Consider the following 23,953-nt stretch of genomic DNA (forward strand, 5'->3'; position numbering starts at 1 on the left):
TCCTTCGTCAAGCCTTCAACAAGTACATCACGCTCGCAGCGCATACGCTTGGCTGCGAACCTCCCTGCGGCTCCCGACTGCCTTGTCGGTGTACGCCGTCAGTCAAGTGCTGCCATGGGGCGTCGGGTGCGGATGCATGACCGCCCGTTGGCGTTCTTCCTGGAGAAATTTCATGATGATCGGGGCGACGGCTTCGGCCCGGGTGATCAGGAATAAATGACCGTCGTCGATTATGTGTAGCTGGGCGTTGGGAATACGCCAGGCGAGCACGCGCATATTGATCAGCGGTATCAGCGGATCGTCGTCACCGGCCAGTACCAGGGTCGGCTGATGAATCTTGTGCAGCCAGTGAATGCTGGTCCATCCCAGGCCGGCGAAAAGCTGCCAGTAGTACCCCAGCTTGCCCGCCGAACGCACTTTGCTGGCGTGCTCCGCGGCCAGGTTCGGATCGCGGCGGAACGCGCCACCGTAGATCAGTGGCGCGATACGGATTACGTGGGACGGTTGAATGTAGCGTCGGGGGCTGGCCATCATCCACAGCACTTTCGGCTTGCCCGGCACCATCACGGCACCGGCCGCCGTCGCCGCCAACACCAGCTTCTTGCAGCGCTCGGGATAGTCGTGGGCGAACTGCTGGGCGAGGGCGCCCCCCCATGACACACCGACCACATTGACCTGGCCGTAATCGAGGTAATCGAGCATCCGTGCGGTTAGTTTGGCCAGGCCGGGAAATCGATAGGGGCGGCGGGGTGTCGATGATCCGCCCACACCTGGCACGTCGAAGGCGATCACCTCCAGGTCCGGATCCAGTGCATGGATGAACGGAAATACCAGCTCCAGGTTGGCGCCAATGCCATTGAAGATCAGCAAGGGCGTCAAGTGAGGCTTGCCGGGACGTACCGCGGTGCGGATGGTTTGGCCATCCAGATCGACGGTACGGAATATGAACGGTTGCGGCATGCTTCAAGCCCTGTGGGTTGTATCGCTGGCTCTATGTTCTCCCTCATCCCCTCTGGGAGCGAGCTGCTCGCGCCGGCGAACCGACTGACACATCGTTGTTGAATGTGCCGCCGTCTTCGCGGGCAAGCCCGCTCCCACAGGGGGAGGGAGGTATCAGTTAGCGTTCATGCACATAGGTCCCCGGTGCGGCCTCACCTGCGGTGTAGGTCTTGTTGCCAAGCGCGGTCGGGGCCTTTTTCAGTTTGCCCGAGCGCTCGGCCTGCCAGGCCTGCCAGTGCAGCCACCAGGAGTCGGTGTGCTTGGTCGAGTTTTCTTGCCATTCATCCGCCGTCGCCGCCATCTCGGTGCTGGTCATATAGCGCGATTTCGGGTTGCCCGGAGGGTTCAGAATGCTCTGGATGTGCCCGCTGCTCGACAGCACGAATTCGACCTTGCCACCGAACAGCTGCGCCGACTTGTAGCAGGACTTCCACGGGGTGATGTGGTCGCTGGTGCCTGCCAGGGCATAGACGTCGGCCGTGACCTGCTTGAGGTCGATGGGCGTGCCGCACACTTCCAGTGCATCGGCACGGGTCAATGGGTTGCTTTTGAACATTTCGATCAGGTCGCCGTGGAACGCCGCGGGCAACCGGGTGGTGTCGTTGTTCCAGAACAGGATGTCGAACACCGGCGGCTCGTTGCCCAGCAGGTAGTTGTTGACCCAGTAGTTCCAGATCAGGTCGTTGGGGCGCATCCAGGCGAAGACTTTCGCCATGTCGCGACCTTCCAGCACGCCGGCCTGGTAGGAGTGACGCTTGGCGCTTTCCAGGGTCTGTTCGTCGACGAACAGCGCAACCTGGGAATCAAGGGTGGTGTCGAGCACGCTGACCAGCAGGGTGAGGGAGTTGACCTTCTTCTCGCCGATCGCGGCGTAGTGCCCCAGCAGTGCGGTGCAGGTGATGCCGCCGGAGCAGGCGCCGAGAATGTTCACGTCCTTGCTGCCGGTGATGGCCGTGATGACGTCGATCGCTTCCTTGAGCGCCTCGATGTAGGTCGACAGCCCCCACTCGCGCTGTTCCTTGGTCGGGTTGCGCCAGCTGACGATGAAGGTCTGCAGGTTGCTGCGCAAGCAGTGGCGCGCCAGGCTTTTTTCCGGGCTCAGATCGAACACGTAGAATTTGTTGATCTGTGGCGGTACTACCAGCAGCGGGCGCTCGTACACTTGCTCGGTGGTGGGGCGGTACTGGATCAGCTCCAGCACGTCGTTGCGGAAAACCACGGCACCCTCGCTGGTGCCCAGGCTCTTGCCGACTTCGAAGGCGCCCATGTTGACCTGGCTCGGCATGCCGCCGTTGTGGACCAGGTCCTTGGCCAGGTGGGAGAGGCCGTCGAGCAGGCTCTTGCCGCCGGTCTCGAAGAAGCGTTTGACCGCCGCGGGGTTGGCCGCGCTGTTGGTCGGGGCCATGGCTTCGGTCATCAGGTTGATCACGAAGTGCCCGCGGCTGATGTCCTGATCGGAGAGGTTGCTCTCGTCTATCCAGTCGTGGAGTTCCTTGCGCCACGCCAGGTAGGTTTGCAGGTAGCGTTTGTACAGCGGGTTCTGGCTCCAGGCCGGATCGTTGAAGCGACGGTCATCGCCTGCCGGTTGTAGTTCGGACTTGCCGAACATGACGTTCTTGAGCTCGATGCCGAAATGGGCAACATGCTTGACACTGTGGATGGGTTGTTTGATGGCCTGGGTCAGCACCATGCGGGCAGAGGTAAGCAGATCCTTTCGACGCAAGCCGATGACCGGGTTGAGCCCCAGGGTATTTTCCGAGGCTTGGGTTTTCAGGTCATCGTTATTCTTGTTACTCATCTACGACGCTCCATTGTCCTGATATGAGTTCCTGAGTCTAGCTGTGTAGTCACACAGCAAATGCCAGGCACTACTCTCAGGTGACCGTTAATTGCACACCGCTACAAATGCACGGAACTTGCCAGATCCATTGGTTACCGGAGTTTAATTTTTTTCGCAAGCAGGCCCGTCATTGGCCTTTGGCCGACGCATTCAAACAGATGAAATTAGAAAATGCGCTCTAAAGTGCGAGAGCCTTGAGCTAGAGCATCAGCTTGACGACAGACTCGCTGGGGTCGCGGGATTTTCCGGCGGCTTTGAGCTCGGCAAGATAGTCGTCCCAGAGTGCGTCATAACGTCGCGCCAGCTCGTAGAGATATTCCCAGGTGAACAGGCCGCTGTCATGGCCGTCATCGAAGGTCAATTTCAGTGCGTACTGACCGGCCGGTTCTACCTTGCTCAGGCCGACGTTGATCTTGCCAAACTGCAGGACAGGTTTGCCGTGGCCCTGGACCTCGGCGGAGGGGGAGTGCACGCGAAGGAATTCCGCGCTCAGGTGATATTCCTCGCCGGACGCATATTTGAGCGTCAGGGTTTTCGAGGCTTTGTGCAGGTTGATGGCGGTGGGGAGTTGGGTCGTCATGGGGCCGGTCGTCCGTCTTTATGGAGGCCCTGTGTCGGCGGGTGATCGTGTGGCGAGGGAGCTTGCTCCCGCTGGCCGGTCCGCGCTCGGGCGCAGCCGTCGTAAATGCGCCGAACCGGGTGTTTCTGATAGACCCGGTTCGCCGATTTCGGGATCGCTTCGCGATCCAGCGGGAGCAAGCTCCCTCGCCACAGAAGCCCGCTCACACAGAATGTGACCTACAGGATATAACGAGACAGGTCTTCGTTCTGCGCCAATTCGCCCAGGTGGTTGTTGACGTAGTCGGCGTCGATGCGGATCGGCTGGTCGCTGTGGGAGCTGGCCAGGTCACCGGCACTGAACGACACCTCTTCGAGCAGGCGCTCGAGCAGGGTGTGCAGGCGACGGGCACCGATGTTCTCGGTTTTCTCATTGACCTGCCAGGCAATCTCCGCCAAGCGCTTGATACCGTCCGGCAGGAATTCGATCCCCAGGCCTTCGGTTTTCAGCAGGGCGCAGTACTGTTCGGTCAGGGACGCATGGGGCTCGCTGAGAATGCGCTCGAAATCTTCCGGGCTCAGGGCCTTGAGTTCGACGCGAATCGGCAGGCGGCCTTGCAATTCAGGCACCAGGTCGCTCGGCTTGCTCAGGTGGAACGCGCCGGAAGCGATGAACAGGATGTGGTCGGTCTTGACCATGCCCAGCTTGGTGTTGACCGTGCAGCCTTCGATCAGTGGCAGCAAGTCGCGCTGTACGCCTTCGCGGGAGACGTCGACGCCGCCGGAATTGCCGCGCTTGGCGACCTTGTCGATTTCGTCGATGAACACGATGCCGTGCTGCTCGACCGCTTCCAGTGCCTTGGCCTTGAGCTCTTCGTCATTGACCAGGCGACTGGCCTCTTCGTCGCGGACCAGTTTCAGTGCTTCCTTGACCTTGAGCTTGCGATTCTTGCGCTTGCCCTTGCCCATGTTGGCGAACAGGCTTTGCAGCTGGTTGGTCATCTCTTCCATGCCCGGAGGCGCGGAGATGTCGACGCCGGACACTTCGGCGACTTCGATTTCGATCTCCTTGTCATCCAGCTGGCCTTCACGCAGGCGCTTGCGGAACAGCTGGCGGGTGTTGGAATCCTGGGTCGGCGCTTCGTCGTTGTTGAAGCCCATGCGTGCCGGCGGCAGCAGCGCGTCGAGGATGCGCTCTTCGGCGGCGTCTTCGGCGCGATGGCGAACCTTGATCATCTCCTGCTCGCGCAGCAGCTTGATCGCGGCATCGGCCAGGTCTCGGATGATCGACTCGACGTCACGGCCGACGTAGCCGACTTCGGTGAACTTGGTCGCTTCGACCTTGATGAACGGTGCATTGGCCAGTTTGGCCAGGCGACGGGCGATTTCGGTCTTGCCGACACCGGTCGGGCCGATCATCAGGATGTTCTTGGGGGTGACTTCTACGCGCAGCTCTTCAGGCAGCTGCATCCGGCGCCAGCGGTTACGCAGGGCGATGGCGACGGCGCGCTTGGCATCGTCCTGGCCGATGATATGGCGGTTGAGTTCGTGGACGATTTCACGGGGAGTCATGGACATAATAGTTGGCGGACCTCAAGCAAGAATGAGTCGTGGCGCATGGCCGAATCAGGCTTACTCGGCGCAGTCCTGCTCCTCAATGGTCTGAGTGTGGTTGGTGAATACACAGATGTCGCCGGCAATGCCGAGGGCGGTTTCGACGATTTCCCGGGCCGACAGGTCGGTTTTTTTCAACAGGGCGCTGGCGGCGGCCTGGGCATAGGCGCCACCGGAACCCATGGCGATCAGGCCATCTTCGGGCTCAACCACATCGCCGTTGCCGGTGATGATCAGGGAGGCGTCCTTGTTGGCGACGGCGAGCATGGCTTCGAGGCGGCTCAGGGAGCGGTCGGTACGCCATTCCTTGGCAAGTTCGACGGCCGCACGGACCAGATGGCCCTGGTGCTTTTCAAGCTGGCCTTCGAAACGTTCGAAGAGGGTAAAGGCGTCAGCGGTGGCGCCAGCAAAGCCGGCGATGACCTGGCCGTGGTACAGGCGGCGAACTTTTTTCGCGTTGCCTTTCATCACGGTGTTGCCCAGAGAAACCTGGCCGTCGCCGCCCATGACGACTTTGCCGTGGCGGCGAACTGAAACGATGGTGGTCAAGGGAAGAGTCTCCACGCAGCGGGGCGAAAATGCCTTATGCCAACTCATATGGGGGTGGCTGAGCGTTTTTCAACTGTAGGACGTGGCGGGGGACGAGCGGTTTGTCATGGGTGAAAGAGGATACAAGTGAATCCCTGTGGCGAGGGCGCTTGCTCCCGTCGGCCGGTCCGCGCTCGGGCGAAGCAGTCGTGAATCCGGGCATCGCGGTTTGTCTGGCATACCGCAATGCCCGGATTGGGAGCGCTTCGCACTCCAGCGGGAGCAAGCTCCCTCGCCACAAAAGCAGATGGCTACTGCCAGTAAAGTGGGATCAGCGGCTTTGGCGTTGTTGCAATAACAGGTTGCTGAAGCCGCTGCCGGCCAGTTGTTTCTGGGCGGTGGTCAGTTGTTCGCGGTTGCTGAACGGGCCGACCAGGACCCGGTACCAGGTTTCGTCCTTCACCGTGCCGGACTCCACCGATACCGCCTGGCCGAGCAGAATGATCTGTGCCCGAACCTTGTCGGCGTCGGCTTCCTTGCGGAACGACCCCGCCTGCAGGAAGAACTTGGTCACTGGCGCCGCCTTGGTCACGGGCGGCGCTGGCGGCGGGGTGAGTCCGCTCAGGGCGGCCTGGGCGCGGGCGGTGTCGATCTTCGCCGCTTCTGCCGGGGTCACAGGCGCCAACGGGGCGGTCTGCGGTGTCGGCAGGGTTTTTTCCGGCACGGCGTCAGGCGGTACGATGACCTCCGATTCCGGCAGCAGGGTGTAGAAGTCGTACTTCGGCTTCACCGGCTGCTGCGGGCTCGGCGGGGTCTTGTTGGCCTCGGCGATCCGCGTGGCTTTCTGCTCTTCCTGCTTGACCCGCTTGACGTCGTCGCCCTTGCCCGGCTCCAGCTTCATCAGGAACACGATGAACGCGCCGACGGTCAGGCCGATGGCCATCCATAGCCAGCCCGGGATCGGCTGTTTTGCAGGAGCTTGGTAACGGCTGGCGCCACGCTTGGGTGCAGGTTTTTTCTTGGCGGCCAACTTACATGCGCTCCAGAGTTTCCAGGCCCAGGAGTTCAAGGCCTTGCTTGAGAGTGCGACCGGTCAGCGCGGCAAGGCGCAAGCGGCTCTGCATCTGTACCGGGGTTTCGGCGCCGAGGATCGGGCAGTTCTCGTAGAAGCTGGAGAACAGGCCGGCAACGTCGTACAGGTAAGTGCAGAGGATGTGCGGCGTGCCCTTGTCGGCCACGTTGTTCAGCACTTCAGCGAACTGCGCCAGCTTGGCCGCCAGCTCCTGTTCGTGTGCGGCTTCGAGGACGATTTGCCCTTCGACTTCGCTGAAGTCCTTGCCGAGCTTGCGGAATACGCCGGCCACACGGGTGTAGGCGTACAGCAGGTACGGCGCGGTGTTGCCTTCGAAGTTCAGCATCAGGTCGAAATTGAAGCTGTAGTCGCTGGTGCGGTGCTTGGACAGGTCGGCGTATTTCACCGCGCCAATACCGACGACTTTGGCGATGTTGCGCAGGTCGGCTTCGGCCAGCTCCGGATTTTTTTCCTTCACCAGGGTGTAGGCGCGCTCCTTGGCTTCGTTCAGCAGGTCGATCAGCTTCACGGTGCCGCCATCACGGGTCTTGAATGGACGGCCATCGGCGCCGTTCATGGTGCCGAAGCCCATGTGTTCCATTTCCATCGGATGGGTCACGAAGCCGGCCATGCGCGCTACGGCAAACACTTGCTGGAAGTGCAGAGCCTGGCGCTGGTCGACGAAGTACAGCGCGCGGTCGGCCTTGAGCACGCCGCTACGGTAGCGCACGGCGGCCAGGTCAGTGGTGGCGTAGAGGTAGCCGCCGTCAGCCTTGACGATGATCACCGGCAGCGGCTCGCCGTCGGCGTTCTTGAACTCGTCGAGGAACACGCACTGGGCGCCGTTGCTCTCGACCAGCATGCCCTTGGCCTTGAGATCGTTGACCACGTTGATCAAGTCGTCGTTGTAGGCGCTTTCGCCCATGACGTCAGCCATGGTCAGTTTGACATTCAGCTGTTCGTAGATCTTCTGGCAGTGGGACAGCGAGATGTCCTTGAACTTGGTCCACAGCGCCAGGCATTCCGCATCGCCGGCCTGCAGCTTGACCACCAGGCCGCGGGCGCGGTCGGCGAACTCTGCGGATTCGTCGAAGCGTTGCTTGGCGGCACGGTAGAAGTTCTCGAGGTCCGACAGTTCGTCGCTGGTGATCGGGTTTTCCTGCAGGTACGCCATCAGCATGCCGAACTGGGTGCCCCAGTCGCCAACGTGGTTCTGGCGGATCACGGTGTCGCCGAGGAACTCCAGGACCCGCGCCACGCCGTCGCCGATGATGGTCGAGCGCAAGTGGCCGACGTGCATCTCCTTGGCCAGGTTCGGTGCCGACAGGTCGACCACGGTACGTTGCACGGGGCCGGCCTTGCGCACGCCCACTTGAGCGTCGGCCAGGGCTGCATTCAGGCGCGCAGCAAGAGCCTGGGTGTTCTGGAAGAAGTTGAGGAACCCGGGGCCGGCGATTTCAGCCTTGCTGACGTTTTCGTCAACCGGCAGCGCGGCAATGATTTTTTCCGCCAGGTCGCGTGGTTTCATGCCGGCCGGCTTGGCCAGCATCATGGCGATGTTGCTGGCGAAGTCGCCGTGAGTCTTGTCACGGGAGTTCTCCACCTGAATCGCCGGCGTCAGGCCTTCAGGCAACACACCGTCGGTAACGAGTTGGGTGAGGGCTTGCTGGATCAACTGGCGAATGGTGTCTTTCATGGTCTTCTCTTTCAACCGCAGAGCGGCGGCGCATCAATGCGCGGGTGGAAAAACTGGGCATTATCCGTTGCGAAGTCGGGCTTGCCAACCATTGTAGGTTCATTGCGGACTTACGGTGGCTGATTACTTTGTGGCGAGGGAGCTTGCTCCCGCTGGGGCGCGAAGCGCTCCTGAAATCGGCTGCCGTGTTCTTCTTGCCGGAACAGGGGCTCCATGTTTGCGGCTGCTGCGCACCCGAGCGGGAGCAAGCTCCCTCGCCACGTTGATTCAATACAAATCGACCGGGTCGACATCCAGCGACCAGCGCACCGCTCGACCGCTCGGCATCTGCTCCAATACCAGCAGCCACGCACTGAGCAGCCGATGCAGCGGTGCCCGCGCCGTGGCTTGCAGCAACAGTTGTGCGCGATAACGTCCCGCCCGGCGCTCCATGGGGGCCGGCACCGGGCCGAGCAGTTCGATCCCGCTCAGGTTCTGTTCGGCCAGCAAGCGCTCGGCCTCGCTGCAGGCCTCGTCAAGGAAGCCTTCGGCCTGCCCGGGCTTGTGTGCTTCGGCGCGCAGCAGCGCCAGGTGGGCAAAGGGCGGCAGTCCGGCGGCGCGGCGTTCGCTCAAGGCCTGTTCGGCAAAGGCGAAGTAACCTTGCTCGGTCAGCTGCACCAGCAAGGGATGGTCTGCCAGGTGGGTCTGGATGATCACTTTGCCCGGCTCTTCGGCGCGACCGGCACGACCGGCGACCTGCACGATCAATTGGGCCATGCGCTCGCTGGCGCGGAAGTCACCCGAGAACAACCCACCGTCGGCATCGAGGATCGACACCAGGGTCACCCGGGGGAAGTGATGCCCTTTGGCGAGCATCTGCGTGCCCACCAGAATGCATGGCTGACCTTTCTGGATGGTGGCGAACAACTGGTTCATCGCGTCTTTGCGCGACGTGCTGTCGCGGTCGACCCGTAGCACCGGGTAGTCCGGGAATAATATCCCCAGGCGCTCTTCGGCACGCTCGGTGCCGGCGCCCACCGGCCGCAGATCGACCGTGCCGCATTTCGGGCAATTGCGCGGAGCCCGTTCTACATAGCCGCAGTGGTGGCAGCGTAATTCGCCGTGGCGCTGGTGTACCGTCATGCGTGCATCGCAGCGCTGGCATTCGGACATCCAGCCGCAATCGTGACAGAGCAGGGTTGGCGCAAACCCTCGGCGGTTGAGAAACACCAGGACTTGCTGGCCGGCGGCGAGGGTCTGGCCGATGGCTTGTTGCATGGGGCCGGAGATGCCGCTGTCCAGCGGGCGACTTTTCACGTCCAGGCGCAGGAAGCGTGGTTGCTTGGCGCCGCCAGCCCGTTCGTTCAGGCGCAGCAGCCCGTAGCGACCGGTGTAGGCGTTGTGCAGGCTTTCCAGGGAGGGGGTCGCAGAACCCAGGACTATCGGGATGTTTTCCTGTCGCGCACGCACCAGCGCCAGGTCACGGGCGTGGTAACGCAAGCCTTCCTGCTGTTTATAGGAGCCGTCGTGCTCTTCGTCGATGATGATCAGGCCGGGGTTTTTCATCGGCGTGAACAGCGCCGAGCGGGTGCCGATAATAATGTCGGCCTCGCCATCGCGGGCCGCCAACCAGGACTCCAGGCGTTCCCGGTCGTTGACTGACGAGTGCACGAGCGCGATGCGCGCATTGAAGCGTTGCTCGAAGCGCGCCAGGGTTTGCGGCCCGAGGTTGATCTCGGGGATCAGCACCAGCGCTTGCTTGCCGGCCTCGAGGGTCTCGCGGATCAGCTGCAAATAGACTTCGGTCTTGCCGCTGCCCGTTACGCCGGCCAACAGGAAGGCGTGGAAACTGTCCAGGCCCGCGCTGATGGCTTCGTAGGCGGCGCGTTGTTCCGGGTTCAGCGGCAGCTCGGGTTGGGCCAGCCAGTGCTCATGGCGCTCGCCGGGCGCGTGCTTGCGAATGTCCACCTGTATCAGTTCCTTGGCCAGCAGCAGGTCAAGACTGTCCTTGCTCAACATCAACTTGCTCAGCAGTTGGTGAGCAACGCCGTGAGGGTGCTGGGCCAGGGTTGCCAGGGCCTCGCGCTGGCGCGGGGCACGGGCAATGCGCGGATCGTCAAGCCTGGCGCCCGGGGTGATCGACCAGAAGCGCTCCTGGCGCGCTTCGGCCAGCTCGCCTTGGCGTAACAGCACCGGCAGTGCCCAGCTCAGGGTGTCGCCGAGGCTGTGCTGGTAGTACTGGGAGGTCCACAGGCACAGCTTGAACAGTGCCGCCGGCAGCGGTGGCGTGGTGTCGAGCAGGGCCAGTGCCGGCTTGAGTTTGTCTGCCGGTACATCGCTGTGGCTGGTGACTTCCACCAGAATGCCGATCATCTCCCGTCGACCGAATGGCACGCGCAAGCGCATGCCTGGCTGCAGCTGCTTGCGCAGAACGCCGGCCGGCGCGCGGTAGTCGAACAGGCGGCGCAGGGGCGAAGGCAGGGCGAGGCGCAGTATGGCGTCGGGCACGCGGGATGATCTCATTGGGCGGGTGGTGAAGAGGGGGCGGAGCCTAGCAGACGGTCGGGATCGTGTCCTCCATCAGGAAAGCGTTCACCTGTTGGCGAGCGGATTCTGATGCCAGGCAAGGCGCTACGACGACTCTGGCTCTATGGAGGTAGCAGTGCCGAATGGCGTTAAAAGACGCCGCTGGCATCGGACCATATTTTCTGATGGAGGGCGCTTTGGACCGCTTGCGCGAATGAAAAGGTCTGGTAGAATCCGCGGCCTAATTACGTGCGGTATTCAACAATGGTGTTGAGTGGCGGCACGCTAGCCTGAGGAATCACCATGAAAGCCGATATCCATCCAACATACGAAATCACCGCAGTAACCTGCAGCTGTGGCAACAAGTTCGAAACTCGTTCGAACCTGGCCAAGCCTCTGGCGATCGACGTATGCAACGAGTGCCACCCGTTCTACACCGGTAAGCAGAAGACTCTGGATACTGGCGGCCGTGTACAGAAGTTCGCCGACCGTTTCGGTATGTTCGGTGCCAAAAAGGCCTAAGGCCTATCGATTTGGAAGGTCGTTCCGACTTCTCCAGACTGATGAAAAAGGCGTCCCTTGTGGACGCCTTTTTTGTGTCTGCGATTTGGCTGTCCGCGGCTCAAGCCTTCTGCCCGGAACAGAATGCAAAGACCGTTGGGGTCGTGCCTTGACCCGCGTTTTGAGGTCGAGGGGGTCAATCGTGAGGCGTACATGCTCGCCGAGGGCTTCGCTTATCGGGTGGCAGTGCCGGCGAGTGTCGATCTGGTCAGTTGCCGGCAGGCTGCCGAACGGGTTGCTCGACAGGCGGGGCTGGGGTCTTGGTGGCAGTCTCCTGTGCTGAAAGCGGAGCAGATCACGGCTTGCGGATTTGCCGTGACCGGTGGTCGTGTGAGCAGGGGCCAGTGCAATCGTGGCGGGGTTTGGATCGAGTTGCAGGGTTTGGTTGTATTGCGCGTTGCACCCAATCAGTTCAATCCATTTGAGCTGCCTCCACTGGAGCGACGCAAAGGCAAGCGGATCGAGGCGCGTGGCTGGGTACCCGATCGTTCGCGACAAGGGCGTTTGCAATTCGCTCAGGCGTGCGGGTTGCGTCCATTGACCCATCCGACGATGTTGCAGGTGTCCACTTGAGAAAAATTGTAGACATTTTTTATGGTGATTGTGAACAGTTAAGCCCTTGTGTTCCGTGGCTCTTGGCCCAAAGTCGTAGGGTAGGGCGCTTGACAGGGGTGACTGGTCAGTCTTGTGGGGACTTTGCGAGGCGCGTATCCTCGGCGACCAGTCTGTCCAACAGTAAAAGCGGAATGCCCCCATGTCTGATCTGAAAACTGCCGCTCTCGAATATCATGCCAATCCTCGTCCAGGGAAGCTGAGTGTCGAGCTCACCAAGGCCACTGCTACCGCCCGTGACCTGTCGCTGGCCTATAGCCCCGGCGTAGCCGAGCCAGTACGCGAAATCGCTCGCGATCCTGAACTGGCCTACAAGTACACCGGCAAGGGCAACCTGGTTGCAGTCATTTCCGATGGCACCGCGATTCTCGGCCTGGGTAACCTCGGCCCATTGGCGTCCAAGCCAGTGATGGAAGGCAAGGGCGTACTGTTCAAGCGCTTCGCCGGTATCGACGTGTTCGACATCGAAGTCGACTCCGAAAGCCCGCAGGCTTTCATCGACACCGTAAAACGCATCTCCATCACGTTCGGTGGCATCAACCTGGAAGACATCAAGGCGCCTGAGTGCTTTGAGATCGAACGTGCCCTGATCGAGCAGTGCGACATTCCGGTGTTCCACGATGACCAGCACGGTACTGCGATCGTGACCGCTGCCGGCATGATCAACGCCCTGGAAATCGCGGGCAAAACCCTGCCAGACGCCAAGATCGTCTGCCTGGGTGCTGGTGCTGCTGCCATCTCCTGCATGAAATTGCTGGTGAGCATGGGCGCCAACATCGAAAACATCTACATGGTTGACCGTACCGGTGTGATCCACTCCGGCCGTGACGACCTGAACCAGTACAAGGCGGTCTTCGCCCACGCGACCGACAAGCGCACCCTGGCAGACGCCTTGCAAGGTGCTGACGTGTTCGTCGGCCTGTCCGGCCCGAACCTGCTGAGTGCCGAAGGCCTGAAGACAATGGCGGCCAACCCGATCGTATTCGCCTGCTCGAACCCGGATCCGGAAATCGCCCCGGAACTGGCTCACGCTACCCGTGACGACGTGATCATGGCGACCGGTCGTTCGGACTACCCGAACCAGGTGAACAACGTACTGGGCTTCCCGTTCATCTTCCGTGGTGCCCTGGACGTTCGCGCCAAGCGCATCAACGAAGAAATGAAAGTGGCCGCGGCCAATGCCCTGCGTGAACTGGCCAAGCTGCCGGTACCTCAGGAAGTGTGCGACGCCTACGGTGGCATCAAGCTGGAATTCGGTCGTGAGTACATCATCCCGAAACCAATGGATGCCCGTCTGATCACCGTAATCTCCGACGCCGTGGCCAAGGCCGCGATCGAGACCGGCGTGGCAACCCTGCCGTATCCGAAGAACTACCCGCTCAAAAGCGTGGATGACGTGTTTAACGGCTAAGCCTGCGTAGCGTCAAACCCCAAGCCCCGGCTCTCGCGAGTCGGGGCTTTTTGCATTCTGACGGGCGATGGGTGGTGTAGCGGGATCGGTGCGATCTGCTTTACTCAGCCTGCCAAGAGGCGTAGTCGTGCGAAGAAGCTTCTTTTTCTATGACAGCATGCTCAATCTCGCTTTGCTCGAGCAGATTGAAAAGGGGTTCTGCATGTCTTCCGCCATCGAGGCTTCGGTCGACAAGCTGGACAGCGTCCAGTTTCTGCGGGCAATAGCGGCGACGGCCGTGGTCGTTCAACACGTCCCACTGTTTCGCAATGGTGCCTGGGGCGTCGACATTTTTTTCGTGATCAGTGGCTTCATCATGGCCCTGGTTACCGCCAAGTCGAAAAGACACTTTTTCACCAAGCGTGTGATCCGGGTCGTGCCGCTTTACTGGCTGGGCACCTTTGGCGTATTTGGCGTGGCCCTGCTGCTGCCCAGCTTGCTGGACAACACCACGGCGGATCTGACCGGCCTTATCAAGTCGCTGCTGTTCATTCCCTACCAGAAGGGTGAGTACGTTCAGCCCCTGTTGTTCCTCGGCTGGACCCTGAACTTCGAGATGCTCTTCTACGTCCTGTTTGCTCTGTCCATGGCCATCAGTCATCGCCACCGCCTGCTGATCTGCTCGCTCGTACTCATGGTCCTGGTGCTGCTGGGGCAGTGGATGAAGTTCGACTCAGTGATTCTGGATTTCTATAGCTCTGAAATTCTTGCGGAATTTGCCTTCGGCATGGGCTGCTACGCGCTGTATGCCCGCACCGCTGGCTGGCGTGCTTCCGGGCCCACAATCGGGGTGCGAGTGGTTTTGGTGCTGATCAGTGTCACCTGTATTGCCAGTATGCCGTTCAGTGAGGCCTTTGCGACGACTCTGGGGCGCAGCATTTATTGGGGGATTCCGGCCACCTTGTGCTTTCTGGCGATGGTGCATGGTCTGGCAGGTCTGCGCCTGCCCTGGGGGATGGTGCTGCTCGGCGACGCCAGCTATTCCCTGTATCTGTTCCACCCCTACGTGATGAAGGTGTTCAACAAGGTTTTCCACGTGTTCGATACGTCGGGCCTGCTCGCCTACCTGACGGCAGTGCTGGCCATCGGCCTGTGTTATCTGGTCGCAATCAGCATCTATCGGCTGGTGGAGTTGCCAATGACCAGGCGGCTGCGCGTCATCTTCCTCGACCGTCATCGGGTTGGGAAGCTGCCACCGGAGTTGCCGGTGGAGCGCAGCGAATTGCGGGGTGAATGAGCGAGGTCAGAACAAATCGATCGGCGCGACTTCGTCCGCTGGCAGCGGGCTGCCCGGTGCGGCGCCGTTGCCCAGTTCGCTGCCGGTCGGTGGCGTGTCTTCGCTCTTGAACAGTTCGAAGTAGGCACCCGGTGTGCCTGGCGATGCTGCGCGACCGCTGATCGGGTCTACCCGCAGGCTGAGTATGCCTTCAGGTTCGGCCTGGGTATGGGGCGGCTTGTCCTTGAGCGCGGCGCCCATGTAGTTCATCCAGATGGGCAGTGCCACCGTACCGCCGTACTCCCGCCTGCCCAAGCTCTCCGGTTGGTCGAATCCGGCCCAGACGGTGGTCACATAGTCGGCGTTGTAGCCCGAGAACCAGGCGTCCTTGGATTCGTTGGTGGTCCCGGTCTTGCCGGCGAGGTCGGTGCGACCCAGGGCCAGGGCGCGGCGGCCCGTGCCAAGCTTGATCACGTCCTGCAGCATGCTGTTGAGGATGTAGGTCGTACGCCCGTCGATGATGCGCTCGGCCACGGCCGGCGCGGGAGCGGCGGCTTGGTCGACCGGGGTCTGGCCGGGCGCGACGTTGACCGTGAAGGCTTCGGCGGTCGGTGCGGCAATGCCGTCGCTGGCGATGGCGCCCTGGGGCACGCTTGGCGGGTTGGCGACGAACAGTGTGTCGCCATTGCGGCTCTCGATCTTGTCGATGATGTACGGAGTGATCTTGTAGCCGCCGTTGGCAAAGGTGCTCCAGCCGGTCGCGATTTCCATCGGCGTCAGCGTCGCCGTGCCCAAGGCCAGCGAGAGGTTGCGTGGCAAGTCGTCCTTGTTGAAGCCGAATTTGCTGATGTAGTCGATGGTGCGGTCCACGCCCAGCGCCTGGAGCAGGCGGATCGATACCAGGTTGCGCGACTTGTACAGCGCTTCACGCATGCGGATCGGGCCGAGGAAGGTGTTGGTGTCGTTCTTCGGGCGCCAGACCTTGTCCAGGTACTCATCGACAAACACGATCGGCGCATCGTTCACCAGGCTGGAGGCTGTGTAGCCGTTATCCAGCGCGGCGCTGTAGACGAAGGGCTTGAAGCTCGAGCCCGGTTGGCGCTTGGCCTGCATGGCGCGGTTGTAGTTGCTCTGTTCGAAGGCGAAGCCACCGACCAGTGCGCGGATGGCCCCGTTTTGCGGATCCAGCGAGACCAGTGCGCCCTGGGCGACCGGGACCTGGCTGAACTTCAGGCTGTTATCCGGTTGGCGCTGTACGCGGATCAGGTCGCCGACCTGGGCGACGTCCGAAGGCTGGCGTGGGACGGGACCCATGCTGTTGGTATTCAGGAACGGCCGCGCCCACTTCATGGTGTCCCAGCTGACGTACTCGGCGCCGGTGCGGGTCAGTACCTGCAGGCCTTGCTTGTCGACCTGGGTGACGATGGCCGGCTCCAGGCCGCTGATGGTGCGCTGCTTGGTCAGCTCGGCAGCCCAGGCGTCGAGCGTCTTGCCCGGCAGGCGCGATTCAGGGCCGCGATAGCCGTGGCGCTGGTCGTAGGTCATCAGGCCTTCATGGACGGCGGTATTGGCCATCTCCTGAAGGTTGCTCGGCACGGTGGTGGTGACGCGGAAACCTTCCGTGTAGGCGTCGCTGCCATAGCGCCCGACCATTTCGGCGCGGGCCATTTCAGCGATGTACGGCGCGTTCACTTCCGGGGTCGGCACATGGTAGCTGGCGTTCAGCGGTTCGTTGATCGCCGTGGTGTAGTCGGCTTCGGTGATTTTACCGAGCTTGTACATGCGCCCCAGGATCCAGTCGCGACGTTCCTTGCTGCGCGTCGGGTTGGCCAGTGGGTTGAAGCGCGACGGGGCCTTGGGCAGGCCGGCAATCATTGCCATCTGCGCCAGGGTGACGTCACGGATCGACTTGCCGTAATACACCTGTGCCGCCGCCTCGATGCCGTAGGCGCGGTTGCCCAGGTAGATCTTGTTCACATAGAGCTCGAGGATCTCGTCCTTGGTCAGCTGACGCTCGATCTGCAGGGCCAGGAGGATCTCCGTGGTCTTGCGCGAGAAGCTGCGTTCGCTGGTCAGGAAGAAGTTCTTGGCGACCTGCATGGTGATGGTGCTGCCGCCGGACTGGATGTGTCCGCTTTTGATCAGCTGGGTGGCGGCACGCATCAGGCTGCTGGGGTCGACGCCATAGTGATTGGCGAAGTTGTCGTCTTCAGCACTTAGTAACGCATTAATGAAATTGGGGGGAATGTCGGCGAAACGTATCGGCGTACGGCGCATTTCGCCAAATTCTGCGATCAACTTGTCGTCGCTGCTGTAGACCCGCAAAGGGATCTGCAACTGGATGCTTCTAAGCGCCTCCACCGAGGGAAGGCCCGGGCTAAGGTAAAGAAACGCGCCACTCAGACTCAGGAGCAGTCCGCAGAAAATGGCGACGATGGACCACCCGAAAAATTTCAGCAGACGAATCAAGGCTTTTGGATATCCAGGGTAAAGAATGAATTAGGCGTCAGGGCATTCAGGGTTAGCAAGGATCGGCCTGCGCTTGCGAAAAGCGGAAAAAAACGATGGGCATTATAAGCACTTTTTCTACCTCAGGCGTATTTGGCCCCAGTGTCAAGACTCGGCTATTGAACGCAACGAATAATAAAGAGTCCGTAACTCACGGAAAGTCATAGGGAATTGGTAGTGCCAGGACTCTTCAATAAAAAGCGCCGCAGGCTATTGGGCATCGACATCAGTTCAACCTCGCTCAGGCTTGTGGAGCTGAGCCGCTCTGGCACGCGCTATTGCGTCGAAGCCAGTGGGATGGAGCTGCTGCCAGCCGGTGCGGTGGTCGAGAAAAACATTGTTGAACTCGACACTGTCGGGGCGGCACTGTCCCGGCTACTGCAAAGGACCAGGAGCGATGTCAGGAACGCCGCGGTGGCGGTTTCCGGATCAGCGGTCATCACCAAAGTCATCGAACTGGATGCCGGGCTGTCGGTCGATGAGATGGAGTGTCAATTGAAGCTCGACGCCGACCAGTATATTCCTTATCCCCTCGACGAAGTCGCCATCGACTTCGACGTCCAGGGTGCCGCTCGTCACAGTCCTGAGCGGGTAGAGGTGCTGCTGGCCGCCTGTCGCAAGGAAAGCATCGAACTGCGTGAGGCTGCGCTGGCCTTGGCGGGTCTGACGGCCAAGGTGGTCGACATCGAGGCGTTTGCGCTGGAGCGGGTCTATGGCTTGCTGGTGCCACAGCTGGCGGGTTTACGCGGGCGATCGATCGTGGCGCTGGTCGACATCGGTGACACCATGACCACGCTCAACGTGCTGCTCAATGGTCGAGTGATCTACACCCGTGAGCAACTGTTCGGCGGTCGCCAGTTGACCGAGGACATACAGCGACGATACGGCGTGTCTGTCGAGCAGGCGATGCTGGCAAAACGACAAGGCGGGTTGCCGGAAAACTACGCTCGAGAAGTCCTGCAGCCCTTTTGCGAGACGCTGGTGCAGCAGGTGTCGCGCTCCTTGCAGTTTTTCTTTGCCACAGGGCAGTACCGTGCGATCGACCATATCGTGCTGGCCGGTGGCACGGCTTCGATCGACGGTCTGGGTCGCATGGTCGAGCAGCGCCTGGAGACGCCAACGCTTGTGGTCAACCCGTTCGTCGGCATGACCTTGGGCCGCAAGGTCAATGCCGCTGCGCTGGCGGCTGATGCACCGGCCCTGATGATTGCGTGCGGTCTGGCGCTGAGGAGCTTCGACTGATGACGCGGATCAATCTACTGCCCTGGCGTGAAGCGCAGCGTGAGGAGCGTCGCCAGCGTTTCCTGCTGTTATTGGTGGGGGTCGTGGTCGTGGCGGTTGGCGTGATTCTGTTGGGCAATCACTGGATCAATAGCGCCATCGAACGGCAGATCGCTCGTAACGCCTATGTCAGCAGGCAGATTGCCGTGCTGGATGACCGGATCCGGCAGATTGGCGAGCTAAAAGCCCGACGCGAACAACTCGTTGAACGCATGGGGATTATCCAGGGCCTGCAGGGTAATCGACCGGTGAGTGGGCGAGTCTTTGACCAGCTGGTGCGAACCCTCCCCACGGGCGTGTATTTCACCGAGGTGAAGCGGGTCGACGACACGCTGTCCATTCGTGGCGCGGCACTCGCCAGTGACCGGGTCTCGGATCTGATGCGCAATCTCGAGGGTTCCGACTGGTTCGGTGCGCCGAGCCTGAGCGAGGTCAAGACCGCGACGCCTGGCGCAACGGATCAGGCCAGTCTGTTCCGGTTGACCGTTCGCCAGGTAGCGCCGGCCACGACCGGGGGCGCGGAATGAGCCTGGTGCAATGGTTTGACGCGGTGCGCAAGGTCGATATCAATGAGCTGGACTTGAACAACATCGGGTCGTGGCCTGCACCGGTCAAGGTCCTGGTCGGTGCATTGGTCATGGCTCTGGTGCTGGTGTTGGGCTACAACCTTCAGCTTCGCGATCTGGACGATCTGCTGGAGCAGGCGCGTGCCGGGGAGGCGAGCCTGAAGGCGCAGTTTTCGAGCAAGGCGCAACTGGCGGCCAACCTCGAACCCTACACCGAGCAGATGAAAGCCATGGAAGACGCGTTCGGTGTGCTGCTCAGGCAACTACCCGGCGATACCGAAGTGCCAGGGCTGCTGGAGGACATTAGCCGAACCGGCCTGGGTAGTGGCCTGGCGTTCGAAGAGATCAAGCTGCTGCCGGAAGTCGCCCGGCCGTTCTACGTCGAACTGCCGATCCAGATCACCGTCACGGGCGACTATCACGACCTGGCGACCTTCGTCAGCGGAGTCGCAGGACTGCCCCGGATTGTCACCCTGCATGACTTCAGCATCGAGCCCGCCAGCCCGAGTCTCGATGCCAGGCTGCGCATGAGCATCCAGGCCAGGACCTACCGCTACAACGATACCGGGCGCCAGCCATGAATGCGCCGCGATGGCTCTTTCCGTTCGTGCTGGCGGGCGGTCTTGCCGGGTGTGACGGTGACGGCGATTTCAGTGACCTGGATGCCTATATGAACGAGGTGCTGGTGCGTCCGTCCGGCCAGATTGAGCCCATGCCGGTCTTCCACGCTTACCCGACGTTCACGTACAACGCCGCCTCGCTACGCAGTCCGTTTTCCGCGCAGATCAGGCCGGGCCTGGCCGGTGGTGGTCATGGTTCGCGCGCTGTCCGGCCGGATCCCGCCCGGATCCGGCACTACCTGGAAGGTTTCAATATCGAGCAGTTCGAAATGGTCGGCACGATCGCCAATGCCTCGGGCACCTTTGCGCTGTTGCGCGGTGCTGGTGGTGTGCATCGGCTCAAGGTGGGCGACTACCTGGGGCGTAACGACGGGCGGATTGTGGCGATCGGCAATGATCAGGTCGACGTGGTCGAAATTGTTCCCGATGGCGAGGGTGCCTGGCTGGAGCGACCGCGGACCCTCCCTCTGAAAGTGCACTCATAGTGGAACCCGAATCATGAACAGGACTCTTTCAATCCTCGGACTGTCGCTAGGGATAGCGCTGCTTTCTCCGGGGGTGTCTGCGGCCAGGCTCAACGCGCTGGATGTCGCCGCGCTACCGGGTGATCGCGTCGAGCTGAAGCTGGTTTTCGACGGGCCGCCCCCGGAACCTCATGGCTACACCACGGATAAACCCGCGCGAATTGCCCTCGATTTGCCGGGGGTGACCACTCACTTGGCCAGCAAGCACCGTGACCTGGGCGGTGCAAACGTGCGCAGCGCCACGGTGGTCGAGGTCAAGGATCGAGCACGACTGGTGATCAACCTGGCGCAGTTGGCGCCCTACAGTACGCGGGTCGAAGGCAATGCCTTGTTCGTGGTGGTCGGGCAGGCGGCTGCCGTTGCTCGCAAGGCAAGCCCAGCCAAGGTCGCGCAGCCCTCCGGAAGTGCCGACTACGCGGGCAAGGCCATTCGCGGTGTGGACTTCCAGCGTGGAGAGCAGGGTGAGGGCAACGTTGTCATCGACTTGTCGGATCGAGGGATCAGCCCGGATATCCAGGAGCGCGACGGCAAGATCATCCTCAGTTTCGCCAGGACCCGCTTGCCCGAGCGGTTGCGGGTTCGTTTGGACGTCAAGGATTTCGCCACCCCGGTGCAATACGTCAATGCCAGTGCGTCCGCCGACAAGGCCAGCATCAGCATTGAGCCCAGTGGCGCCTTCGACTACTCGACTTTTCAAACCGACAACAAGCTGACCGTCAGTGTCCGGCCGATGGTCGTTGAGGATCTGCAAAAGCGCAATGTCGAGCGCTCTGCCTACAGCGGTGAAAAGCTATCGCTGAATTTTCAGGACATTGATGTACGTTCAGTGCTGCAGTTGATCGCCGATTTCACCAATCTCAACCTGGTGGCCAGTGACACGGTGCAGGGTGGCATCACCTTGCGCTTGCAAAACGTGCCTTGGGACCAGGCGCTGGACCTGGTGCTCAAGACCAAGGGGCTGGACCAGCGCAAGCTTGGCAACGTCCTGCTGGTCGCCCCGGCGGACGAGATCGCCGCCCGCGAACGCCAGGAACTGGAGTCGCTAAAGCAGATCGCCGAACTGGCACCGCTACGCCGGGAATTGTTGCAGGTCAACTACGCCAAGGCGGTGGACATCGCCAAATTGTTCCAGTCGGTGACCAGTGGCGAGGCCAAGCGCGATGAGCGCGGCTCGATTACTGTCGATGAGCGCACCAACAACATCATCGCCTACCAGACCCAGGAGCGCCTGGAAGAACTGAGGCGGATCGTCGCGCAACTGGATATTCCGGTGCGTCAGGTGATGATCGAGGCACGCATCGTCGAGGCCAACGTCGATTACGACAAGAGCCTGGGTGTGCGCTGGGGTGGTTCAGTGCGTAGTGGCAACTGGAATGCTTCGGGAGTTGGCAGCGCGAAGGAGGGGGCCTTGGGCAGAAGCGCCAGCACCAATTCACCGTTCGTCGACATGGGGGTGGCTGGCCATACGTCGGGAATCGGTATTGCCTACATCACCGATAACCTGTTGCTGGACCTTGAGCTGACGGCCATGGAGAAGACCGGCAATGGGGAGATTGTCTCGCAACCCAAAGTGGTGACCTCCGACAAGGAGACTGCGAAGATCCTCAAGGGTACGGAAATTCCCTACCAGGAGGCCAGTTCCAGTGGCGCGACCTCGGTGTCGTTCAAGGAGGCCTCGCTGTCTTTGGAGGTGACGCCGCAGATCACCCCCGACAACCGCATCATCATGGCGGTCAAGGTCACCAAGGACGAGCCGGATTACCTGAACAAGGTGCAGGATGTACCGCCGATCAAGAAGAACGAGGTCAATGCCAATGTGCTGGTGACCGATGGCGAAACCATCGTTATCGGTGGGGTTTTCTCAAATACTCAGAGCAAGGTCGTAGATAAAGTGCCATTTCTCGGTGATGTGCCGTATCTTGGCCGCCTTTTCAGGCGTGACGTGGTGTCGGAGAAAAAATCCGAGCTGCTGGTATTTCTCACTCCGCGTATCATGAATAACCAGGCGATTGCTGTGAGTCATTGATTCTGTGCGAAATTTGATTCTTGTTGGGCCGATGGGTGCTGGTAAAAGCACCATCGGTCGCTTGTTGGCCAAAGAGTTGCGCCTGCCGTTCAAGGATTCCGATAAGGAAATTGAATTGCGCACGGGTGCCAATATCCCGTGGATCTTCGACAAAGAAGGCGAACCCGGCTTTCGTGACCGCGAGCAGGCGATGATCGCCGAATTGTGCGCGCTCGACGGCGTGGTGCTGGCGACGGGTGGTGGCGCGGTCATGCGCGAAGCCAATCGTCGTGCACTGCACGCCGGCGGGCGCGTGGTGTATTTGCATGCGTCGGTCGAGCAGCAGGTCGGGCGCACTTCGCGCGATCGCAATCGTCCGTTGCTGCGCACCGCCGATCCGGCCAAGACCCTGCGCGATCTGCTGACGCTGCGCGATCCGCTGTATCGGGAAATCGCCGACCTGGTGGTGGAAACCGATGAGCGGCCACCGCGGATGGTTGTCCTAGACATTCTGGAGCGCTTGCAGCAGCTTCCTCCCCGTTAATCCTCGGCGCGAAATGCGCTATCCTCGGCCTCGCGTCATGACGGCTTCGGGGTGTGGCGCAAGGCGGGTGGGCAACGTCATTCAATCAGGTGTTGCCAATCGATAACAAAAGGCAGGGCACCTGATTCCAACTTCATTGTGGGGACACATGCAGACACTTAAGGTCGATTTAGGCGAGCGTAGCTACCCGATCCATATTGGCGAAGGGTTGCTGGACCAGCCCGAGTTGCTGGCGCCGCATATCGCTGGGCGGCAAGTGGCAATCATCTCCAACGAGACCGTTGCGCCACTGTATCTGGAGCGTCTGACCCGCAGCCTGGCACAGTTTTCCGTCATTTCGGTGGTGTTGCCCGATGGCGAAGCCTTCAAGACCTGGGAAACCCTGCAAACCATTTTCGATGGCCTGCTCACCGCACGCCATGACCGGCGCACCACCGTGATCGCTCTGGGCGGCGGCGTGATTGGAGACATGGCCGGTTTTGCCGCCGCCTGTTACCAGCGTGGTGTCGATTTCATCCAGATACCGACCACCTTGCTGTCGCAAGTCGACTCCTCGGTAGGCGGCAAGACCGGGATCAACCATCCGCTGGGCAAAAACATGGTGGGCGCTTTCTATCAGCCGAACGTGGTGCTGATCGATACCGCCACCCTCAACACCTTGCCGGCCCGCGAGCTGTCTGCCGGCCTGGCCGAAGTCATCAAGTACGGGTTGATCTGCGATGAGCCGTTCCTTACCTGGCTCGAAGACAACGTCGACCGCCTGCGCGCCCTCGACCAGGGCGCGCTGACCTACGCCATCGAGCGCTCCTGCGCGGCCAAGGCTGCGGTGGTTGGCGCCGATGAGCGTGAGTCCGGTGTGCGGGCCACTCTCAACCTGGGTCACACCTTCGGTCACGCTATCGAAACCCACATGGGCTATGGTGTCTGGCTACATGGCGAAGCGGTGGCTGCGGGCACGGTAATGGCGCTGGAGATGTCGTCGCGCCTGGGCTGGATCACACCCCAGGAGCGCGATCGCGGTATTCGCCTGTTCCAGCGTGCCGGGTTGCCGGTCATCCCGCCAGAAGAGATGACCCCTGCCGATTTTCTCGAACACATGGCAATAGACAAGAAAGTAATCGACGGCCGTTTGCGGCTGGTGTTGTTGCGCCGTATGGGCGAAGCCGTAGTGACCGACGATTATCCGAAAGAGGTTTTACAGGCCACGCTGGGAGCGGATTACCGCGCCCTGGCTCAGCTTAAAGGTTAATAAGA

General features: G+C 61.2%; 19 protein-coding genes and 1 pseudogene. 11 read left to right on the forward strand and 9 right to left on the reverse strand.

Going from position 1 to position 23,953, the window contains the following annotated elements; all coding sequences use genetic code 11:
- Positions 1-102: 102 nt before the first annotated feature.
- The 8 genes from phaZ to AC3WQN_RS09300 all read right to left on the reverse strand — a co-directional run bounded on the left by phaZ (position 103) and on the right by AC3WQN_RS09300 (position 10,794).
- Complete coding sequence (gene phaZ, locus AC3WQN_RS09265) at positions 103-960, reverse strand: poly(3-hydroxyalkanoate) depolymerase (RefSeq protein WP_103401309.1); 858 nt, start codon at positions 958-960, stop codon at positions 103-105.
- Positions 961-1,117: 157 nt separating this feature from the next.
- Entirely contained in the window at positions 1,118-2,797 is a 1,680-nt protein-coding gene (gene phaC / locus AC3WQN_RS09270) for a class II poly(R)-hydroxyalkanoic acid synthase (RefSeq protein ID WP_103401308.1), read from the reverse strand.
- 241 nt (positions 2,798-3,038) lie between these two features.
- Positions 3,039-3,419 (reverse strand): gamma-butyrobetaine hydroxylase family protein, encoded by a 381-nt coding sequence (locus tag AC3WQN_RS09275; RefSeq protein WP_095078009.1) that lies wholly within the window; start codon positions 3,417-3,419, stop codon positions 3,039-3,041.
- A 218-nt stretch (positions 3,420-3,637) separates the two neighbouring features.
- Positions 3,638-4,975, reverse strand: coding sequence for an ATP-dependent protease ATPase subunit HslU (gene hslU / locus AC3WQN_RS09280; RefSeq protein WP_103401307.1), 1,338 nt, complete (start codon positions 4,973-4,975; stop codon positions 3,638-3,640).
- Positions 4,976-5,029: 54 nt separating this feature from the next.
- Positions 5,030-5,560, reverse strand: a complete 531-nt coding sequence (gene hslV / locus AC3WQN_RS09285; RefSeq protein WP_007975582.1) for an ATP-dependent protease subunit HslV — start codon at positions 5,558-5,560, stop codon at positions 5,030-5,032.
- Positions 5,561-5,870: 310 nt separating this feature from the next.
- A complete protein-coding gene (locus AC3WQN_RS09290) occupies positions 5,871-6,569 on the reverse strand; it encodes an SPOR domain-containing protein (protein WP_103401306.1) in 699 nt (232 codons plus the stop codon).
- Position 6,570: 1 nt separating this feature from the next.
- Positions 6,571-8,307: an arginine--tRNA ligase gene (argS, locus tag AC3WQN_RS09295; protein WP_103401305.1), complete on the reverse strand. Its 1,737-nt coding sequence runs from the start codon at positions 8,305-8,307 to the stop codon at positions 6,571-6,573.
- A gap of 267 nt (positions 8,308-8,574) precedes the next feature.
- A complete protein-coding gene (locus tag AC3WQN_RS09300; RefSeq protein WP_103401304.1) occupies positions 8,575-10,794 on the reverse strand; it encodes a primosomal protein N' in 2,220 nt (739 codons plus the stop codon).
- A 321-nt stretch (positions 10,795-11,115) separates the two neighbouring features.
- Here AC3WQN_RS09300 and rpmE point away from each other — a divergent pair, with 321 nt between their 5' ends.
- From rpmE to AC3WQN_RS09320, 4 genes and pseudogenes are all read left to right on the forward strand, one after another.
- Positions 11,116-11,334, forward strand: coding sequence for a 50S ribosomal protein L31 (gene rpmE / locus AC3WQN_RS09305; protein ID WP_095144633.1), 219 nt, complete (start codon positions 11,116-11,118; stop codon positions 11,332-11,334).
- Between the two features lie 106 nt (positions 11,335-11,440).
- Positions 11,441-11,946 (forward strand): annotated as a pseudogene (locus AC3WQN_RS09310) (thermonuclease family protein); the annotation flags it as partial.
- A 181-nt stretch (positions 11,947-12,127) separates the two neighbouring features.
- Positions 12,128-13,396: a malic enzyme-like NAD(P)-binding protein gene (locus tag AC3WQN_RS09315; protein WP_103401303.1), complete on the forward strand. Its 1,269-nt coding sequence runs from the start codon at positions 12,128-12,130 to the stop codon at positions 13,394-13,396.
- A 202-nt stretch (positions 13,397-13,598) separates the two neighbouring features.
- Positions 13,599-14,672, forward strand: coding sequence for an acyltransferase family protein (locus AC3WQN_RS09320; RefSeq protein WP_158248614.1), 1,074 nt, complete (start codon positions 13,599-13,601; stop codon positions 14,670-14,672).
- A 6-nt stretch (positions 14,673-14,678) separates the two neighbouring features.
- Here the strand turns inward: AC3WQN_RS09320 and AC3WQN_RS09325 are convergent, their stop codons facing one another.
- Positions 14,679-17,117 (reverse strand): penicillin-binding protein 1A, encoded by a 2,439-nt coding sequence (locus AC3WQN_RS09325; protein ID WP_371918524.1) that lies wholly within the window; start codon positions 17,115-17,117, stop codon positions 14,679-14,681.
- A gap of 219 nt (positions 17,118-17,336) precedes the next feature.
- Here AC3WQN_RS09325 and AC3WQN_RS09330 point away from each other — a divergent pair, with 219 nt between their 5' ends.
- The 7 genes from AC3WQN_RS09330 (at position 17,337) to aroB (ending at position 23,948) form a co-directional block, all read left to right on the forward strand.
- A complete protein-coding gene (locus AC3WQN_RS09330; protein ID WP_103401300.1) occupies positions 17,337-18,401 on the forward strand; it encodes a pilus assembly protein PilM in 1,065 nt (354 codons plus the stop codon).
- Positions 18,401-18,967: a PilN domain-containing protein gene (locus AC3WQN_RS09335; RefSeq protein WP_103401299.1), complete on the forward strand. Its 567-nt coding sequence runs from the start codon at positions 18,401-18,403 to the stop codon at positions 18,965-18,967. The genes AC3WQN_RS09330 and AC3WQN_RS09335 overlap by 1 nt, the downstream gene beginning before the upstream one ends.
- On the forward strand, positions 18,964-19,587 hold the full coding sequence (locus tag AC3WQN_RS09340) for a type IV pilus inner membrane component PilO (protein WP_103401298.1): 624 nt from the start codon (positions 18,964-18,966) through the stop codon (positions 19,585-19,587). The genes AC3WQN_RS09335 and AC3WQN_RS09340 overlap by 4 nt, the downstream gene beginning before the upstream one ends.
- Positions 19,584-20,111 (forward strand): pilus assembly protein PilP, encoded by a 528-nt coding sequence (locus AC3WQN_RS09345; protein WP_103401297.1) that lies wholly within the window; start codon positions 19,584-19,586, stop codon positions 20,109-20,111. Before AC3WQN_RS09340 ends, AC3WQN_RS09345 begins: the two co-directional genes overlap by 4 nt.
- A 13-nt stretch (positions 20,112-20,124) precedes the next feature.
- A complete protein-coding gene (locus AC3WQN_RS09350) occupies positions 20,125-22,176 on the forward strand; it encodes a type IV pilus secretin PilQ (RefSeq protein ID WP_103401296.1) in 2,052 nt (683 codons plus the stop codon).
- 4 nt (positions 22,177-22,180) lie between these two features.
- Entirely contained in the window at positions 22,181-22,699 is a 519-nt protein-coding gene (gene aroK / locus AC3WQN_RS09355) for a shikimate kinase AroK (RefSeq protein ID WP_095078024.1), read from the forward strand.
- Positions 22,700-22,847: 148 nt separating this feature from the next.
- Positions 22,848-23,948 carry a 3-dehydroquinate synthase gene (gene aroB / locus AC3WQN_RS09360; RefSeq protein WP_103401295.1) on the forward strand — a complete coding sequence of 367 codons (1,101 nt, stop codon included), beginning with the start codon at positions 22,848-22,850 and terminating at the stop codon, positions 23,946-23,948.
- Positions 23,949-23,953: the final 5 nt, after the last annotated feature.

This window comes from Pseudomonas sp. FW300-N1A1, from assembly GCF_058789115.1.

What these genes read in the sequence shown, in the direction of transcription:
- hslU (WP_103401307.1), bottom strand. Translation starts at nt 4,975, where the DNA reads ATGTCCATGACTCCCCGTGAAATCGTCCACGAACTCAACCGCCATATC.
- AC3WQN_RS09340 (WP_103401298.1), top strand. Translation starts at nt 18,964, where the DNA reads ATGAGCCTGGTGCAATGGTTTGACGCGGTGCGCAAGGTCGATATCAAT.
- AC3WQN_RS09315 (WP_103401303.1), top strand. Translation starts at nt 12,128, where the DNA reads ATGTCTGATCTGAAAACTGCCGCTCTCGAATATCATGCCAATCCTCGT.
- aroB (WP_103401295.1), top strand. Translation starts at nt 22,848, where the DNA reads ATGCAGACACTTAAGGTCGATTTAGGCGAGCGTAGCTACCCGATCCAT.
- AC3WQN_RS09345 (WP_103401297.1), top strand. Translation starts at nt 19,584, where the DNA reads ATGAATGCGCCGCGATGGCTCTTTCCGTTCGTGCTGGCGGGCGGTCTT.
- AC3WQN_RS09275 (WP_095078009.1), bottom strand. Translation starts at nt 3,419, where the DNA reads ATGACGACCCAACTCCCCACCGCCATCAACCTGCACAAAGCCTCGAAA.
- phaZ (WP_103401309.1), bottom strand. Translation starts at nt 960, where the DNA reads ATGCCGCAACCGTTCATATTCCGTACCGTCGATCTGGATGGCCAAACC.
- rpmE (WP_095144633.1), top strand. Translation starts at nt 11,116, where the DNA reads ATGAAAGCCGATATCCATCCAACATACGAAATCACCGCAGTAACCTGC.
- phaC (WP_103401308.1), bottom strand. Translation starts at nt 2,797, where the DNA reads ATGAGTAACAAGAATAACGATGACCTGAAAACCCAAGCCTCGGAAAAT.
- argS (WP_103401305.1), bottom strand. Translation starts at nt 8,307, where the DNA reads ATGAAAGACACCATTCGCCAGTTGATCCAGCAAGCCCTCACCCAACTC.
- AC3WQN_RS09335 (WP_103401299.1), top strand. Translation starts at nt 18,401, where the DNA reads ATGACGCGGATCAATCTACTGCCCTGGCGTGAAGCGCAGCGTGAGGAG.
- AC3WQN_RS09350 (WP_103401296.1), top strand. Translation starts at nt 20,125, where the DNA reads ATGAACAGGACTCTTTCAATCCTCGGACTGTCGCTAGGGATAGCGCTG.
- AC3WQN_RS09320 (WP_158248614.1), top strand. Translation starts at nt 13,599, where the DNA reads ATGTCTTCCGCCATCGAGGCTTCGGTCGACAAGCTGGACAGCGTCCAG.